The organism is Serratia sp. CY74737 (assembly GCF_052166775.1).
In the GTDB taxonomy this organism is placed as follows: domain Bacteria; phylum Pseudomonadota; class Gammaproteobacteria; order Enterobacterales; family Enterobacteriaceae; genus Serratia; species Serratia ureilytica.
Genome location: NZ_JBJNOF010000004.1, coordinates 60,894 through 75,551, shown reverse-complemented (window position 1 = coordinate 75,551; position 14,658 = coordinate 60,894). Strand labels below are relative to the sequence as shown.

The following is a 14,658-nucleotide window of genomic DNA, read 5'->3' as shown; positions in this document are numbered from 1 at the left end:
CCTTTTTTGTGCCTTTACCATGAGGATTAACGCAGCCCCATCCAGCTGGTGCATACGCCTTCCGGCAATTTGCCGGCAAACCAGTGTGGTAAGGCGGGGGCGTCGCGGTGTTGCTCAGTCTGCGTCTGCGCCGGCCACTCCGCGACGTCCCAGCGGGTGGTGCGGCGATACACCGCCGGGGTCTTGCCGAACTGTTTCTTGAAGGCGCGCGAGAACGACGGCTGAGAATCGAAGTGGTATTGCAGGGCGATATCCAGGATCGGTCGTGGGGTGGAGCGCAGTGCCTGCGCCGCCTGCGACAGGCGCCGCTCGCGGATATAGCTGCCGAGCGCGTGGCCGGTGGTGCTGCGGAACATGCGCTGCAGGTGCCATTTGGAGTAGCCTGACTTGGCGGCGACGTTATCCAGCAGCAGCGGTTGGTCCAGATGAGTTTCAATCCAGTCTAGTAAATCGTGAATGATATTGACGCGATCCATGGTTTTAGTTCTCCCGCAAAAACGACATTCAGGTCACAGTGACTTAGCTTAATTATCCAAGAATATACTTTGATAATAGGCGTGACTACGCCGTTACGCAAGGGTAAACCGGGGGTAAATAGGTGGCCAAAAATGCTCTTTGAGCGGCAGGGGTATAGAAAAAAGGCCGCATAAAGCGGCCTTGTCAGCAGGAAACCACGGGGAATCAGTTAGTTTCCGGTTTCACTTCAATGTAGTTCAGACCCAGCACGCTGCTGGTGTAACCGCGGATCTTGTTGGTCATCTCGATATCGCCGTTCAGCTTGTGGCCGTAAGACGGGATGATCTCTTTCAGCTTGCTCTGCCATTCCGGCGTCGCCACTTTGTCTTTGAACACGGTTTCCATCAGATGCAGCATGATCGGCGCAGCGGTAGAAGCACCCGGCGAAGCGCCCAGCAGAGCGGCGATGCTGCCGTCTTCAGAACTGACGACTTCGGTGCCGAACTGCAGCACGCCGCCTTTATCCGCATCTTTCTTGATGATCTGCACGCGTTGGCCCGCGGTCCACAGCTTCCAGTCTTCCTGCTTGGCGTCCGGGAAGTACTCTTTCAGCGCGGCGAAGCGGTCGTCGTCGTTCATCATCAGCTGGCCGACCAGGTATTTCACCAGATCGAAGTTATCCAGACCGACGTGGGTCATCGGCATCAGGTTCGAGGTGCTCAGCGAGTGCATCAGATCGAACAGTGAACCGTTCTTCAGGAACTTGCTGGAGAAGGTGGCGAACGGCCCGAACAACAGCACGCGCTTGCCGTCCAGCATGCGGGTATCCAGGTGAGGCACGGACATCGGCGGTGAACCTACGCTGGCCAGGCCATACACTTTGGCCAGGTGCTGGTTGGCGATCTCCGGGTTGGTGGTGACCAGGAACTGGCCGCCGACCGGGAAGCCGCCGTAGCCGTCGGCTTCTGGGATGCCGGACTTCTGCAGCAGGGTCAGGGACGCGCCGCCTGCGCCGATGAACACGAACTTGGCGTTAACGGTGGTTTCTTTGCCGTCGCGGTTCAGATCGGCAACGGTCACGCTCCAGGTCTGGTCGGCGTTGCGCTTGATGTCGCGCACTTCGTGGCTCAGGTTCAGCTTGAACTTGTCGCTGGCGCTCAGCGCGTCAACCAGCTGGTGGGTGATCACGCCGAAGTTGACGTCGGTACCCAGCGGCATGCGGGTCGCGGCGATTTTCTGCGCCGGATCACGGCCGTTCATCACCAGTGGCGCCCACTGCTTGATCTGCGCAGGATCTTCGGAGTATTCCATGCCGCGGAACAGGGTGCTGTGCTGCAGCGCCGCATAGCGTTTACGCAGGAAGTTGACGTTGTCGTCGCCCCACACGAAGCTCATGTGCGGCACGCTGTTAATGAAAGATTTCGGATCTTTCAGGACATTGTTTTTCACCTGATAAGACCAGAACTGGCGAGAGATTTCGAAAGACTCGTTGACCTTCACCGCCTTGCTGATGTCGATGGTGCCATCGGCTTTTTCCGGCGTGTAGTTCATTTCGCTGAAGGCGGAGTGCCCGGTACCGGCGTTGTTCCAGCCGTTGGAACTCTCTTCCGCTACGCCGTTCATGCGCTCGTACATGTCGATGGTCCAGGTCGGCTCCAGCTCATGCAGATAGGTACCCAAGGTGGCGCTCATGATGCCGCCGCCGATCAGAACCACGTCGACGGTTTTATTCTTCTCTTCAGCCGCCGCCTGTTGCGTAACGCCAAACAGGCTGAGACTGAAAATCAGGACGAGTAATTTTCTCATTGAATTAAATCTCTTGTGTGTAAATTCTACTCATTGCAGGTGAAAGAATTTAGCGGGAGTTACCCTGGAAATAATGAAGCCGACCGCCCGGCGAAAGCCGATAGGCAGCAATAATGCCTTTTTGTTAATAGGGTATTTAACGAAAAGTGAACTATTGCAGGCCGTCCGGATGCAAATTGATCGGTTCACGTTACTGGCGGGGTATTATTGTTTGCGAGAATGTTAAAAACTACTTTTGTAACTAAAAAAAATGAATATAAGCAAAAAACGGCCGGTTGCTGTCGCAGGAATAAACAGAGAGGGAAGAAAGGCCGTATAACCGCGTTATCTTCAGGGGCTAATTGTCGCGTAATTAGACGTTATTTCGTTATCACACAATAATTGCGGTTAAATTGCAAATACCTAGCGGTAACCAATAATAAATGGCCGCCGTCGCGGGCGGCCATCGTTCAGAAGACGGTTACTTGATACCCATCGCATCGCGCATGGTGAAGAATAGATCGGTCTGATCGGTCAGGCCCACTACGTTGGCGGCGTGCGGGCCGTAGGCCGCGACGCGCAGTTGGGTGCCGGTGTGCCCCTGCGACTCCTCTTCCGAGTTGCCGTAGCTGAGGGTCATCGGGGCGCCGTCCTTGGTGGTCAGCTTTTGGGTCAGGCCCGGCGCTTTGGCGTCGGCGGAGACGATCTGGCTGGCGTGCGCGTGGTCGGCGGTGACGATCACCAGCGTGTTGCCGTCGGCGCGGGCGAAGGCCAGCGCTTTTTGTACCGCTTCGTCCAGATCGACGGTTTCGCCAATCTGCCCGCACGGGTTGGCGGCGTGATCCTGCTTATCGATCGACGCGCCCTCCACCTGCAGGAAGAAGCCGTTCGGGTTGTCTTTCAACAGCGCGATCGCTTTTTCGGTCATCGCCGCCAGCGTTGGCGTGGCGGCGGTGCGCGCCGGGTTGTTTTCGCAGGTCACTGCTGGTTTGTCGAGGTTGCCGTGGTAGCTGGCTTTCGGCCCCAGCCAACGCACCGGCATATTGCCGTCGGCGAACAGCCCCAGCAGCGGTTTTTGCTGGTTGGCGAGGGTAACGGCCTGCAGTTCGTCGGCGTTGCTCACCCACTGATAACCCTGCGCCGCCGCCTGGTCCTTCAGCGATTTTCCTTGCCATTCGCCACTTTTCGCCAGCTGGTTGAACGATTTCGCGCCGCCGCCCAGCGTGACGTCGGCGCGGGTTTTCAGCAGTTGTTCGGTGATGGAGCCGCGGCCGCCGTTTTCCAGCGCGTTAGCGGCGCATTTCTCGCTGGTTTCCTCCGGGCCATAGCACTTGCGTGAGATGACGTGCGAGACCAGCGCCGCCGGCGTGGCGTCTTGCAACTCGGCGGTGGAGACGTTGCCGGTGGCCTTGCCGGCCGCCTTGGCGATCTCCAGCAGCGTTGGTTGATCCTTGCCGTTCACGTCCACGCCGAGCGCGCCGTTATAGGTTTTCACCCCGGTGGCCCAGGCGGTGGCGGAGGCGGCGGAGTCGGTCACGTAGTCCGGCTTGTGGGTTTTCCTGTCCAGCGAGTAATGGGTGTATTGTCCGGTCAGCGGCAGGGCGTCGATGCCCTTGAAGTAACCGCCTGCGCCTTCGGCGTAGTTGCGCGCGGCGGTGATCTCGGAATCCCCCATGCCGTCGCCGATCAGCAGGATCACGTTTTTCGCCGTTTTGTCCGACAGCGACGCCTTCAGCGCGGCGGTCTGATCGCCGGCCAGACGGCGGGCGCCGCCCGGTTCGACGAGGTTGCCGCGCGCGGCACGATCGGTCAGGCCATCGGCATTGGCCGAGGTTTCCGCTGCGATGGCGGAGGAACAGAGCAGGGCGGACAGTACGGCGCCGGTGATCAGGGATACAGCAGGTTGCATGGGGTAAGCTCCTTGTCGTAATACAACAATGTAAATAACATCAAATTGTTACGAAAGGAGAGTAGAGCAGAGGGATGACAATTTTATGACAGCGGAAGGCGGGAGGGCCCGGCGGCCATCCCGTTTGACGATCAGGCCGCACGCGCCGGGATAGCGAGCCCACGCTGCACCGCCGGGCGCGCCAGACCTCGCTCCAGCCACTGCGCGACGCGGGGGAAACTGTCGAACTCCACCAGTTCGCGCGCCTCATAGAAGCCGATCAGGTTGCGCACCCAACCCAGCAGCGAGATATCGGCGATGGTGTACTCCGCGCCCATGATCCAGTCGCGGCCTTCAAGGCGCGTTTCCAGCACGCCGAGCAGGCGTTTCGATTCGTTTTTGTAGCGCTCCAGCGGCCGCTTGTCTTCATATTCGCGCCCGGCGAATTTATGGAAGAAACCGAGCTGGCCGAACATCGGGCCGACGGCGGCCATCTGGAAGAACACCCATTGAATGGTTTCGTAACGCTGCGCCGGGTCCTGCGGCAGGAAACGGCCGCTCTTTTCCGCCAGGTAGAGCAGAATGGCGCCGGATTCGAACAGCGGCAGCGGCCGGCCGCCGGGGCCGTCGGGATCGATGATCGCCGGGATTTTGCCGTTCGGGTTCAGCGCCAGGAATTCCGGCGTCCAGGTTTCGTTGTTGCCGATGTCGATCAGGTGCGCTTCATAAGGCAGTCCGATCTCCTCCAGCATGATGGAGACTTTGACGCCGTTCGGCGTCGGCAGAGAGTAGAGCTGCAGCCGTTCTGGATGCTGAGCCGGCCAGCGTTTGACGATCGGGAATTGGGTGGAATCGAGCATGGAAACTCCTCGGGTTGGCGGGGTCGCTTAAGCGTACCCCTAGAGTATTGCAGTAAAACTACCCTGTCGCCGGGTTACACCGTGAGGTCAAAATGTGCGGCCAGCGCTTTTTTACCGGCGGGGGTCAGCTGCAGCTCGCGGCTGTCGAGCCGGCGAAGGATCCAGCCGCGTTGGATAAAGGCGGCTAACAGCGCGGCGCCCAGCGCGCCGCCGAGGTGAGAGCGGCGTTCGCTCCAGTCCAGGCAGCCGCAGGCGAAGCGGCGGCGGGTGGGGGCGGGGGAGCAATCGACGCCCAGCCGCGCCAGCGCGGCCTGACCGATGTCGCTTAACCGGTAGTCTGCTTCGCCGGTCAGCCAGTTCAGCGCATGCAGCCGATCGTGCAGCTTCACCGCCACCTCGCCCGCCATATGGTCGTAGCAGGTGCGAGCATATTGCAGCGAGGTGGGCGTGCGGCTTTTCACCGACGGGCGCGGCACGCCCGCCAGCGCCATCAGGCCTTCCAGCGCTGCGGCCACCGGTTGCCCGGCCAGCCGGAAATAGCGATAGCGCCCCTGTTTGACGCAGGCAATCAACTGCTGCTCCAGCAGTTTTGCCAGATGCGCGCTGGCGGTGGACGGGGCGACCTCGACCGCCGCGCTGAGCTCGGTGGCGGTGTAGGCGCGCCCGTCCATCAACAGGCACAGCATGCGCGCTCGGGTGCGGTCGGCGATGGCGGCGCTCAGCGCCGATAAACGATCTTCTATCTCGATGTTATGCATATTTTGAGGTTAGACGAAGTATGGCTGTGCGTCCATTGCTAGCCTGTGGTCATCGCACTTTGGTGCTGAGCGGCCGTATTCGCTGGATATTGATGAGCGGGCGTTGAAACCGGTGCAGTGGCGCCATTCTTACCCTGCGCGCGTACCGGAATTTTACCGTTGAGAGGAGAAGATAATGATCGCCGTGATTTTTGAACTACAGGCCGCCGATGGGCAGCGGGAGACCTACCTGGAGTTGGCGGCGGCGCTGAAGCCGCTGCTGGCGCAGATCGACGGATTCATTTCCATCGAGCGCTTTCAAAGCCTGGCCGATCCTGCGCGCCTGCTGTCGCTCTCTTTTTGGCGCGACGAAGCGGCGGTGCAACAGTGGCGCAATCTCGAACAGCACCGGGCGGCGCAGGCGCGCGGCCGTGGCGAGGTGTTGGCGCAGTATCGGCTGCGGGTGGCGGAAGTGGTGCGGGACTACGGGCTGGAGAGCCGCGACCAGGCGCCACAGGATAGCCGTTGTTATCACCGCACCTGAAAAAAGCCCGCCGGCGGCGGGCTTTCGTCTGCTATTTCGCTTCGCTGCCCACTTTCATTGCTCCGGCGTAGCTGGCGCCCATCCCCCAGGCGGCGCCGTGGTCGCGGGCGATCTGCAATACGCCTCCCGCCGTGGCTTTGCGGCTCCAGTCCTGCTGCCATTCCAGCATCAACGCCACCCAGTTGATGGGCGTGGCGCCCGCCTGTATCAGGCGCTGCATGGCGTTGTTTTGGCTGTCTGGCGTAATGTCGCCGGTGACGTCCGACAGGATATAAACCTCATACCCCTCGCCCAGAGCGGACAGCGCCGGCAGCATCACGCAGCTGGCGGTCCACAATCCGCCGATGATGATTTTCTTGCGGCCGGATTGTTTGATCAGATCCACTACGCGCCGATCCTGCCAGACGTTGATGGCGGTGCGATCGTACACCTGCAGATCCGGACGTGCCTGCGTCACCTGCTGGAATACTGGCCCGGCGAAGCTTTTGGCGTTGGCCGAGGCCAGAATGGTCGGCACGTTGAACACCTTGGCGGCCTTGGCGATGCCGGCGGCGTTATTCACCAGATTGGTTTGATCGATAGAGGAAATGGTCATGCCGAACATGTCCTGCAGATCGACCAGCAGCAACAGGCTGTTGTCGGCGGTCAGCGGTTGCACATAACCCGTCTGGCGGCTGTCGGCGGCGGGGGATTGCGCCAGCGCGGCGACGGGGGCGGTGGCGGCGCTCAGGCCGAGCATCAGGGCGAACAGGGTCTTTTTCATTATTAACTCCATGATTATCAGTAGATTAAATTCACTTCCCACTCAGGGAAGTGGTTGAATAAAGTCTACTGAGGTTGTTGAGGTTAATAATCTGTGTTTTATTGAATTAATAATTAACCTGTGGGACATAATATGGACGTGCTACTGACGATGCGCGCCTTTCGCCGCGTGGTTGAGCGCAACAGTTTCTATAAGGCGGCGGAGGATCTGGCGATCACGCCGGCGGCGTTGAGCAAGCAGATTAAGCAGTTGGAAAGTCGGTTGGGGACGCTGTTGCTGGTGCGCACCACCCGCAGCATGAGTCTGACCGAAGCCGGGCAGCTCTATTACCAGGAAGCCTGCCGGTTGCTTGGCGAGTTCGACGCGCTGGAGCAGACGGTTGCCGCCAGCGCGCAGCAGGTCTCCGGCACGCTGCGGGTCAATGCGCCGCTCTCGTTCGGCCTGACGGTGCTGTCGCCGCTGCTGCCGCCGTTTATGCAACGTTACCCGCAGCTGCAGGTCGAACTGACGCTGGACGACAGGGTATTGGACGTGGTGGCGGCCGGGTTCGATATTTCCTTGCGCATTCGCCGCCGACTGCCGGATTCTTCCCTCAGCGCCCGGGCGCTGGGGGACGTGCACCAGCGAATTTGCGCCGCGCCCGGCTATTTGGCGCAGCACGGCGTGCCGCGAACGCCCAATGAATTGCAGCGACACTGCTGTCTGGCCTATTCCCTGGCAGAAAAGCCGGGGCAGTGGCAGTTCACCGCCGGCGAGGAGAATCTGAGCGTGACGTTCACTCCCCGGCTGATCGCCAACAACAGCCTGATGCTGCGGGATATGTTGGTGGCGGGACTGGGCATCGGTTCGCTGCCGTCGTTTGTGGCGGATCCCGAGATCGCTGCCGGCAGGCTGGTGCGGCTGTTCCCTGAACAGATTGCCGACGTGCATCAGGTCTTCGCGGTTTACCCGACGCGCCGGCATGTGCAGCAGAAAGTGAGTTTATTCACCGAGTTTGTGCGAGAACAGGGATTGATGACGGCGAATTGACAACGCTGCACGGTTGTCATATTCATTAGCTATGAAAAAATCCTACCGCCCATTCGCGCAAATGATTATCACCCTTCTCCAGAGGGTGGGGTAGCGCGTGTGTCGCCAATAAAAACCCGCCTGCAGGCGGGTTTTTTTATCCCCCTCCGGCAACGACCGGAGAACGTTATGCAAACCCATCCTGCAACCCGTTTGCACTGAGCGAAACGGAGTTTGAGCGCCTGGCACAGTACTTTTTTCCCGGCGGAAGAAGAAGGGATGGCCGTCTTGCGTTATGGCGAACGGGACTGAAAACCGGTGCCATGACGGCGCCGGCAACAGGGTTAGGCTTCGGCGTTAAACGCGTTGTGGAAGGTGACCTCCGCGCACGGCAGCGCGCCCTGGAAGGCGATGGCGCGGAAGTAGTCTTGCGGCACGCCCGGCAGGGTCAGCGCGCACTGCGCCTGGAAGCCGAAGCTGCCGTAATAGTTCGGCTCGCCCAGCACTACGCAGCCTGCGGCGCCGCGTTCCTGCAGCTCGGCCAGCAACTGGCGGATCAGCCGGCTGCCGATCCCCAGGTTCTGACAGGCCGGCAGCACCGACACCGGCGCCAGCCCGTACCACCCGGCGGCGCCGTTGCTGAGTGCGACCGGCGAGACGGACGCGTACCCGATCGGTGTGCCATTGCGTTCGGCGACCAGCGACAGGGTGAGGGCTCCCGCCGCGCGCAGCGCATTGACGATAAACTGCTCGGTGTGGCTGCTGTGTTCGGCGTGCAAGAATGCGGCGGCGGTGAGGGTGGCGATGGCGCCGGCGTCGGCCGGCGTTTCGTGGCGTAACGTGATGTTCATGGTTGTATCCTGATTCAATAAGGCTGAGCCGACCGGGCTGCCTGCCCGGCCGGTATCGATGATTAACGGTTATCCAGCTGCGCACGCACGGCCTTGAGCCCGGCGAAGGTGACGCGATAAGGGCGCCCCTGGCGAGAGAGGATCAGGCGTTTGGTTTTGAGCTTGGTAAAAACGGCCAGCGAGCAGTCGGCCAGGCCGAGCCCTTCGCGGGTGTAGCATTCGACGTGGGTGACGCGACCGGCGTCGTTGCGGGTGAAGGCGATATAACCGCCTTTGGCCAACACGTGCAGCACGCGTTGTTCCGCTTTGGAAATGTTCATGTTGGGAGATCCTGTAATAACCCCAGATACGCGCATCCCCGCGCAAACGCGCGTCGGATACGTCAGAGTCCCTCGCCATGCGGCAAGGAAGCGACTATCGGGTGGTTACAATCTCCAACATACAGGCCTCGGGCAGTGAAAAACGCCAGGGCGGCGTTTAAGCGCAGTTAATGTAGCCAATGGCCGGTTGGCTGTCAATTTGCCGGCGACGCGGGCCGCCGGCGCAAGGCCAATCAGAAAGGCTTGGTCGGCAGGTATTTGCCGTCCAGGGTGATCACCGCGCGTTCGCCGCCGTCCGGATCGGCGACCTTCTTGATATCCAGCTTGAAGTTGATGGCGCTGATGATGCCGTCGCCAAACTGCTCGTGCACCAGCGCTTTCAGCGTGGAGCCGTAGACCTGCAGCATTTCATAGAAACGATAAATGGTCGGGTCGGTCGGCACGCCGCCGGGAATGCTGCCGCGCAGCGGGATGGTTTGCAGCAGCTGCACCGCTTCGTCATCCAGCCCCAGCTTGGCCGCTACGGTGCGCGCTGCCGGTTCCGGCAGCGCATGCTGCCCCAGCAGGGCGGCGGTGACAAACGCCAGGCTGAGGCCGGTGCCCTCGGCCAGCGCTTCGAACGTCAGGTTATGGCGGATCTTGGCGGCCATGATGGTGTCGGTGAGCGCTTCGCGCGGGGCGGCGTTATGCAGAGAGTGTGTCATGTTGGCTCCTTTTGTTGGCTTAAAAACGGGCGATCGCCGGCGTGGCGGTCACCTCGGGATGGGTGGCGAGCGGCACGAAGCGGCGGGTTTCGCCGTCCAGCGCCTCGATAGCGCCGCTGGCGATGTCATAGACCCAGCCGTGCAGCGTCAGGCGGCCCTGATCCAGCGCCAGGGCGACGGAAGGGTGCGTTTTGATGTTGTTGAGCTGGGCGATGACGTTCTCGCGCACCATTGAAGCGACCCGCGCCTCGTCGGAGACATGCGGATAAGCCTGATTGACCGCCTTGGCGGAATCGGCGTAACGCAGCCAGCCGGCGACCGTCGGCAGGTGATCCAGACATTGACAGGTGGCGATGGCGGTCATCGCGCCGCAGTCGGAATGGCCGCAGATCACGATATCTTCCACGCCCAGCGCGGCGACCGCGTACTCGACCGAGGCGGTCACCCCGCCGGGTTCGGGGCCGAAAGAAGGCACGATGTTACCGGCATTGCGGATCACGAACAGATCGCCCGGCTCGCGCTGGGTGACCAGCTCCGGCACCAGGCGGCTGTCGGAACACGAGATAAACAGGGTGCGCGGATTTTGGCGGGTCGCCAGCCGCTGAAACAGCGCCGTGCGTTCAACAAAGGCTTCGCGCTGAAACTTCAGGAAGCCCTCAATCACCTCTTTCATTGTTTTTCTCCCTGGGGGGTAAGCGATGACGGCATGATGAACGCTTCTGGCTATAGGATCTAAGACCCATTTATAATGATGGCTATAGGTATTACTAATAGTTGGGGCGCTATGCTGCTGCGACATATCCGTTATTTTCTGGCCGTGGCCGAACAGGGCAATTTCACCCGCGCCGCCGAAGCGCTGCACGTCTCGCAACCGACGCTCTCCCAACAGATCAAACAGCTGGAGGATGCGCTGGGAGCGCCGCTGTTTGATCGCAGCGGCAGAAGGGTGCAGCTGACCGACGCCGGTGAGGCCTGGATGCGCTATGCGCGCCTGGCGCTGCAGGATCTGGACGCCGGCGCGCGGGCGATCCATGACGTGGCGACGCTGGCGCGCGGCCATCTGCGGCTGGCGATGACCCCGACGTTCACCGCCTATCTGGTGGGGCCGACGATCGATGCGTTCTATCGCCGTTACCCGGGGATTACGCTGAGCATTGAGGAGATGGCGCAAGAGCGGATCGAGGCGCTGCTGGCGCAGGATCGGCTGGATCTGGGGATTGCCTTTGAGATGGCGCAGTCGGTGGACGTGGAAGCCTCGGTGTTGTTCAGCGAGACGCTGGAGCTGATGGTCGGCGCCGACCATCCCCTGGCGGCGCGGCGTCGGCCGCTGACGCTGGCGGAGTGGCAACATCTGCCGCTGGCTTTGCTGAGCGGCGACTTCGCCACGCGGCAGTTTATCGATCGCTACTGCACACAGCTGGGATTTCGGCCGCAGGTGGCGGTGGAGGCCAATGCGCTGGGCGCCATCGTCGAGATCGTGCGGCGCGGGCAGCTCGCCACGCTGTTGCCGGCCGCGATTGCGCGCGAGAACCGGCAGTTGAAAAAGGTGGCGCTGGCCAACGCCATGCCGGCCCGTCAGGCGGTATTGCTGCAGCGCCAAGGTGCTTACCGCAGCGCCGCCGCGCAGGCGTTTATCGCCGTCTTGCAGGAACAGGGCGTTACGCCAACGCACTCCAGCGCTGCGTCATCCCCAGCAGATGCACCAGCCCGAAGCCGAGGCAAATCAGCGAGCTGACGACGATGAAGCGTTGGCTGCGGCCGGTATCGCGCAGGGCGAAAGGGCCGGCGACGCCGCGCAGCAGGTAGATAAAGGTGATAATAAACAGCGCGGGCCGCAGCAGCGGCAGCGGTGCGATCAGGCCCGCGCCGGACAGTGCGTACAGCGCCCAAATAAACAGCACCAGCGAGATGCCGGCGGTGACGACGGCCGGGAACTTTTTACCCGCTTCCGCCGCCTTAATGAAGCGATCGCCGGCGCCGCACAGCCGATAGCCGCGCGGCCCGGCGGCGATCACCCAAATATGCAGCAGGGCGGCGATGGCGCTCAGCGCGGCACCGATCAGCAGCGCGGTGTTATAGAGGTGTGGCATGGTTCAGCATCCTTGTCCTAAATCAGTCTGGTATCAAGCGTAGACCAGAATGGGTAAGTCAGGCCGGGGGGAGCTCAACGGCCGACATTTGCAGCGCGTCTTCAGGCACTACGTGCGCCTGCGCATCGATAAATGCCAGCTGCACCGGCAGCCCGCTGCGTTTATCCACCAGTTGAACGTGGGGGCTGTCATGCAGAATATGCCGGTGGCCCCACGCCATCAGCGCAACCAGGATGGGCCCCAGGCTGCGCCCCTTGTCCGTCAAGACATATTCATGTCGTTCGCGCTCGCCCGGCTCCCGGTAAGCGCGTTTGGCCAACAGTTCTTGTTCTACCATGGCATTCAGACGGTTGCTCAACGCCTGGCGTGAAGCGCCGATATTCTCGCGCAGCTCTTCAAAACGGCGGACGCCGTAGAATGACTCGCGCAGGATCAGTAACGTCCAGCGATCGCCAAGCAGATCCGCGGCCTGTGCCAGCCCGCACAGGGCAAGAGAAACGGTAGGGAGATCGGGAGATTTTGACATGGGCATTTTCCTTCGCTAACCTAAGTCTTGTTTTTAGACTCATCTATATTCAAGGAGAGTATAATGCCATTTGTTAATGTGCAAACGGTGAAAGGCATGCTGGATGAACGGCAAAAAAGCGAATTGCTGTCCCGCATTACCGAACTGCTGGTAGAGATAGAAGGGCGAGGCGATCCGGCGTTCAGGCAGTCGGTTTGGGTCCGAATCGATGAACATGCGCCCGAACAATGGAGCCTGGGCGGCGTGCAGCCGACGGCGGCGATGATTGCCGCGAAGTTCCCGCCGCGCGAGTGCGCGAAATGACGCCAGTCTGAGCGCGTGTCCGCAGGCGGGAATGTCTTCTCGCTCCAGAGGCGTTTACCGCCTGCGGCAGAATCGGTATTGACGGCACTTTATTCGGTGTGACGCTCCCGGAACAGCAAAGTGGCTATCAGGCTGACGGTCAGCATGCCGGTCACGTACCACGCCGGCGCCAGCGGGTTGCCGCTGGTCTCCAGCAGCCAGGTGACGATCAGCTGCGCCGAGCCGCCAAACAGCGTCACGCCGAAGGCGTAAATCATCGAGGTGCCGGTGGCGCGCACGTGGCGTGGTAATGCCGAGACGATCAGCATGGTGCTCGCCAGCATGTTGATCCCCAGCGCGCCGATCAGCAGGATGCGGAAAACGATCGCCAGCCACAGGGTTTGCGTGGCGCTGAGGAACCAGAAGGTCGGGTAAATCAGGATCAGCGCCGCAAAGATGGAGAACAGCAGCGGCCTTTTGTAATTCTGTATCCGATCGACATAGCGCCCGGCGTAATAGACCGCCACGATCTGCACCACGGAGGCGATACAGCTGAACAGATAGGCGGTCGGGCCGGCGATGTGGTAGGTCTGCATCATGTAGGTCGGCATGTAAAGCAGCACCACATAAACCATCACGGTGCCGGACATGATGACCAGCACACCCAGCAACAGGTCTTTGGCATGGTTGCTCACCAGATCCCATACCGGATTCAACGGTGCTCGCGCACGATCCGGCTGTTCGCCGCTGTAGGTCTCTTCCAGGTGCTTACGGATATACACGCCGACCGGAATGATCAGCAGGCCGATGATGAACGGTACGCGCCAGCCCCAGACATACAGCGCCTCTTCCGGCAGAAAATAGGTGAGCGCCAACCCGCAAGAGGCGCCGAGCAGGGCGCTGACGCCCTGGCTGATGGCCTGCCAGCTGACAAAAAAGCCGCGCTGGTTGGCGCCGGCCGATTCCAGCAGCAGCGTGGTGGCTGAGCCGACTTCACCGCCGGCGGCGAAGCCCTGAATCAAACGGCCGATCACGATCAACACCGGCGCCAGAACGCCGATTTGCGCATGGGTCGGTGCGAAGGCGATCAGGGCGGTGCCGATGCCCATCAAGACGATAGTCATCAGCATGGCGGCCTTGCGGCCGACCCGGTCGGCGTAAGCGCCCAGCACCATGCTGCCCAGCGGGCGCATGATAAAGCCGACGCCAAATACCGCTACCGACATCAGCAAAGAGCCGTAGGCGCTGTCGCTGGGAAAATAGAGTTTGCCGATGATAGCGGCAAAGAAGCTGTATACGGTGAAGTCGAAAATCTCCAGGCCATTGCCCAGGCTGGCGCCGACAATGACTTTGTAATTTACCGCGCCTTTCTCCGCCGTTTGGCTTTTGGGCAATGCGTTTTCAGCAGTGTTCATCGTTATCTCTCGCGATAGGTGGACGGTGTGTTGTTATTATTTTCTGGCCGTGGTGGCGTTATCCGGGACGGCGATAACCACCGCCCGAAGCGGCAACAGAATGGCAACGTCTCCTTTACATATACTTGTATGTACAATCCTATGCAATATGAGGACAACTAACGGATGAATGGCAGTTTGATTTTTCTTTTTGTCTGTATTTTACTGTTTTTATTTATTTTTTATCTTTTTGTGGGCAGTGTGTTTAATTTTTATTTAGTGAGCTATGGCGCATTAATCATCTAAAGATTCGAGGTATTTAAGAAGGCGATCACAAAATGTCGCGTATAGCATAATATGTGGCGATAGTCGGAAAGAAATAGAATTAAATAGCGGTGTATTGACTGTATCAATGATTCCCAAGGGGCATTCAAGTGCGATTTATTCGTA

General features: G+C 60.4%; 17 protein-coding genes. 4 read left to right on the top strand and 13 right to left on the bottom strand.

All coding sequences use genetic code 11. From position 1 onward, the window contains the following. Nucleotides 1-26: 26 nt before the first annotated feature. The 5 genes from ACJ8PE_RS06520 to ACJ8PE_RS06500 all read right to left on the bottom strand — a co-directional run bounded on the left by ACJ8PE_RS06520 (nt 27) and on the right by ACJ8PE_RS06500 (nt 5,747). Entirely contained in the window at nt 27-476 is a 450-nt protein-coding gene (locus ACJ8PE_RS06520) for a helix-turn-helix domain-containing protein (RefSeq protein ID WP_042784011.1), read from the bottom strand. 205 nt (nt 477-681) lie between these two features. Continuing rightward, nucleotides 682-2,262, bottom strand: coding sequence for a malate:quinone oxidoreductase (locus ACJ8PE_RS06515; RefSeq protein WP_033642414.1), 1,581 nt, complete (start codon nt 2,260-2,262; stop codon nt 682-684). Between the two features lie 460 nt (nt 2,263-2,722). Continuing rightward, nucleotides 2,723-4,150 (bottom strand): alkaline phosphatase, encoded by a 1,428-nt coding sequence (gene phoA, locus ACJ8PE_RS06510; RefSeq protein WP_197793133.1) that lies wholly within the window; start codon nt 4,148-4,150, stop codon nt 2,723-2,725. A gap of 131 nt (nt 4,151-4,281) precedes the next feature. Next, complete coding sequence (locus ACJ8PE_RS06505) at nt 4,282-4,989, bottom strand: glutathione S-transferase N-terminal domain-containing protein (RefSeq protein WP_033642416.1); 708 nt, start codon at nt 4,987-4,989, stop codon at nt 4,282-4,284. A 74-nt stretch (nt 4,990-5,063) separates the two neighbouring features. After that, nucleotides 5,064-5,747, bottom strand: a complete 684-nt coding sequence (locus tag ACJ8PE_RS06500; protein ID WP_197793132.1) for an ArsR/SmtB family transcription factor — start codon at nt 5,745-5,747, stop codon at nt 5,064-5,066. A gap of 175 nt (nt 5,748-5,922) precedes the next feature. Between ACJ8PE_RS06500 and ACJ8PE_RS06495 the strand changes: the two genes are divergently transcribed. Continuing rightward, complete coding sequence (locus ACJ8PE_RS06495) at nt 5,923-6,270, top strand: antibiotic biosynthesis monooxygenase family protein (protein WP_197760136.1); 348 nt, start codon at nt 5,923-5,925, stop codon at nt 6,268-6,270. Nucleotides 6,271-6,301: 31 nt separating this feature from the next. On the opposite strand, the gene ACJ8PE_RS06490 is transcribed toward ACJ8PE_RS06495, so the two are convergent. Continuing rightward, nucleotides 6,302-7,033, bottom strand: a complete 732-nt coding sequence (locus ACJ8PE_RS06490; protein WP_197760137.1) for an isochorismatase family protein — start codon at nt 7,031-7,033, stop codon at nt 6,302-6,304. Nucleotides 7,034-7,165: 132 nt separating this feature from the next. On the opposite strand from ACJ8PE_RS06490, the gene ACJ8PE_RS06485 reads away from it, so the two are divergent. Then, the gene (locus ACJ8PE_RS06485; RefSeq protein WP_197793131.1) at nt 7,166-8,062 is read left to right on the top strand and encodes a LysR family transcriptional regulator; all 897 of its coding nucleotides are present in this window, start codon (nt 7,166-7,168) and stop codon (nt 8,060-8,062) included. A 323-nt stretch (nt 8,063-8,385) separates the two neighbouring features. Here ACJ8PE_RS06485 and ACJ8PE_RS06480 read toward each other — a convergent pair whose 3' ends face one another. From ACJ8PE_RS06480 to ACJ8PE_RS06465, 4 genes are all read right to left on the bottom strand, one after another. Further along, nucleotides 8,386-8,892, bottom strand: coding sequence for a GNAT family N-acetyltransferase (locus ACJ8PE_RS06480; protein ID WP_197793130.1), 507 nt, complete (start codon nt 8,890-8,892; stop codon nt 8,386-8,388). A 62-nt stretch (nt 8,893-8,954) separates the two neighbouring features. Next, a complete protein-coding gene (locus ACJ8PE_RS06475) occupies nt 8,955-9,212 on the bottom strand; it encodes a YjhX family toxin (protein WP_004939031.1) in 258 nt (85 codons plus the stop codon). Between the two features lie 233 nt (nt 9,213-9,445). Beyond that, a complete protein-coding gene (gene cynS / locus ACJ8PE_RS06470; protein WP_197793129.1) occupies nt 9,446-9,916 on the bottom strand; it encodes a cyanase in 471 nt (156 codons plus the stop codon). A 19-nt stretch (nt 9,917-9,935) separates the two neighbouring features. After that, nucleotides 9,936-10,589: a carbonic anhydrase gene (locus ACJ8PE_RS06465; RefSeq protein ID WP_004939026.1), complete on the bottom strand. Its 654-nt coding sequence runs from the start codon at nt 10,587-10,589 to the stop codon at nt 9,936-9,938. A gap of 111 nt (nt 10,590-10,700) precedes the next feature. Between ACJ8PE_RS06465 and cynR the strand changes: the two genes are divergently transcribed. Then, on the top strand, nt 10,701-11,651 hold the full coding sequence (cynR, locus tag ACJ8PE_RS06460) for a transcriptional regulator CynR (protein WP_099784358.1): 951 nt from the start codon (nt 10,701-10,703) through the stop codon (nt 11,649-11,651). Here cynR and ACJ8PE_RS06455 read toward each other — a convergent pair. Together ACJ8PE_RS06455 and ACJ8PE_RS06450 are read right to left on the bottom strand one after the other, a co-directional pair. Further along, a complete protein-coding gene (locus tag ACJ8PE_RS06455; protein ID WP_099784360.1) occupies nt 11,575-12,006 on the bottom strand; it encodes a hypothetical protein in 432 nt (143 codons plus the stop codon). The genes cynR and ACJ8PE_RS06455 overlap by 77 nt on opposite strands. Before the next feature lie 58 nt (nt 12,007-12,064). Beyond that, the gene (locus ACJ8PE_RS06450; RefSeq protein WP_033642428.1) at nt 12,065-12,532 is read right to left on the bottom strand and encodes a winged helix-turn-helix transcriptional regulator; all 468 of its coding nucleotides are present in this window, start codon (nt 12,530-12,532) and stop codon (nt 12,065-12,067) included. Between the two features lie 63 nt (nt 12,533-12,595). On the opposite strand from ACJ8PE_RS06450, the gene ACJ8PE_RS06445 reads away from it, so the two are divergent. Beyond that, nucleotides 12,596-12,835: a tautomerase family protein gene (locus tag ACJ8PE_RS06445; protein WP_273873161.1), complete on the top strand. Its 240-nt coding sequence runs from the start codon at nt 12,596-12,598 to the stop codon at nt 12,833-12,835. Nucleotides 12,836-12,924: 89 nt separating this feature from the next. Here the strand turns inward: ACJ8PE_RS06445 and ACJ8PE_RS06440 are convergent, their stop codons facing one another. Beyond that, a complete protein-coding gene (locus tag ACJ8PE_RS06440; protein ID WP_404769007.1) occupies nt 12,925-14,229 on the bottom strand; it encodes an MFS transporter in 1,305 nt (434 codons plus the stop codon). Nucleotides 14,230-14,658: the final 429 nt, after the last annotated feature.

Excerpts from the sequence above, each read along its gene's own strand:
- ACJ8PE_RS06440 (WP_404769007.1), bottom strand. The coding sequence starts at position 14,229 with ATGAACACTGCTGAAAACGCATTGCCCAAAAGCCAAACGGCGGAGAAA.
- phoA (WP_197793133.1), bottom strand. The coding sequence starts at position 4,150 with ATGCAACCTGCTGTATCCCTGATCACCGGCGCCGTACTGTCCGCCCTG.
- ACJ8PE_RS06450 (WP_033642428.1), bottom strand. The coding sequence starts at position 12,532 with ATGTCAAAATCTCCCGATCTCCCTACCGTTTCTCTTGCCCTGTGCGGG.
- cynR (WP_099784358.1), top strand. The coding sequence starts at position 10,701 with ATGCTGCTGCGACATATCCGTTATTTTCTGGCCGTGGCCGAACAGGGC.
- ACJ8PE_RS06500 (WP_197793132.1), bottom strand. The coding sequence starts at position 5,747 with ATGCATAACATCGAGATAGAAGATCGTTTATCGGCGCTGAGCGCCGCC.
- ACJ8PE_RS06445 (WP_273873161.1), top strand. The coding sequence starts at position 12,596 with ATGCCATTTGTTAATGTGCAAACGGTGAAAGGCATGCTGGATGAACGG.
- ACJ8PE_RS06485 (WP_197793131.1), top strand. The coding sequence starts at position 7,166 with ATGGACGTGCTACTGACGATGCGCGCCTTTCGCCGCGTGGTTGAGCGC.
- ACJ8PE_RS06520 (WP_042784011.1), bottom strand. The coding sequence starts at position 476 with ATGGATCGCGTCAATATCATTCACGATTTACTAGACTGGATTGAAACT.
- ACJ8PE_RS06465 (WP_004939026.1), bottom strand. The coding sequence starts at position 10,589 with ATGAAAGAGGTGATTGAGGGCTTCCTGAAGTTTCAGCGCGAAGCCTTT.
- ACJ8PE_RS06495 (WP_197760136.1), top strand. The coding sequence starts at position 5,923 with ATGATCGCCGTGATTTTTGAACTACAGGCCGCCGATGGGCAGCGGGAG.
- ACJ8PE_RS06505 (WP_033642416.1), bottom strand. The coding sequence starts at position 4,989 with ATGCTCGATTCCACCCAATTCCCGATCGTCAAACGCTGGCCGGCTCAG.
- cynS (WP_197793129.1), bottom strand. The coding sequence starts at position 9,916 with ATGACACACTCTCTGCATAACGCCGCCCCGCGCGAAGCGCTCACCGAC.
- ACJ8PE_RS06490 (WP_197760137.1), bottom strand. The coding sequence starts at position 7,033 with ATGAAAAAGACCCTGTTCGCCCTGATGCTCGGCCTGAGCGCCGCCACC.
- ACJ8PE_RS06480 (WP_197793130.1), bottom strand. The coding sequence starts at position 8,892 with ATGAACATCACGTTACGCCACGAAACGCCGGCCGACGCCGGCGCCATC.
- ACJ8PE_RS06515 (WP_033642414.1), bottom strand. The coding sequence starts at position 2,262 with ATGAGAAAATTACTCGTCCTGATTTTCAGTCTCAGCCTGTTTGGCGTT.
- ACJ8PE_RS06475 (WP_004939031.1), bottom strand. The coding sequence starts at position 9,212 with ATGAACATTTCCAAAGCGGAACAACGCGTGCTGCACGTGTTGGCCAAA.
- ACJ8PE_RS06455 (WP_099784360.1), bottom strand. The coding sequence starts at position 12,006 with ATGCCACACCTCTATAACACCGCGCTGCTGATCGGTGCCGCGCTGAGC.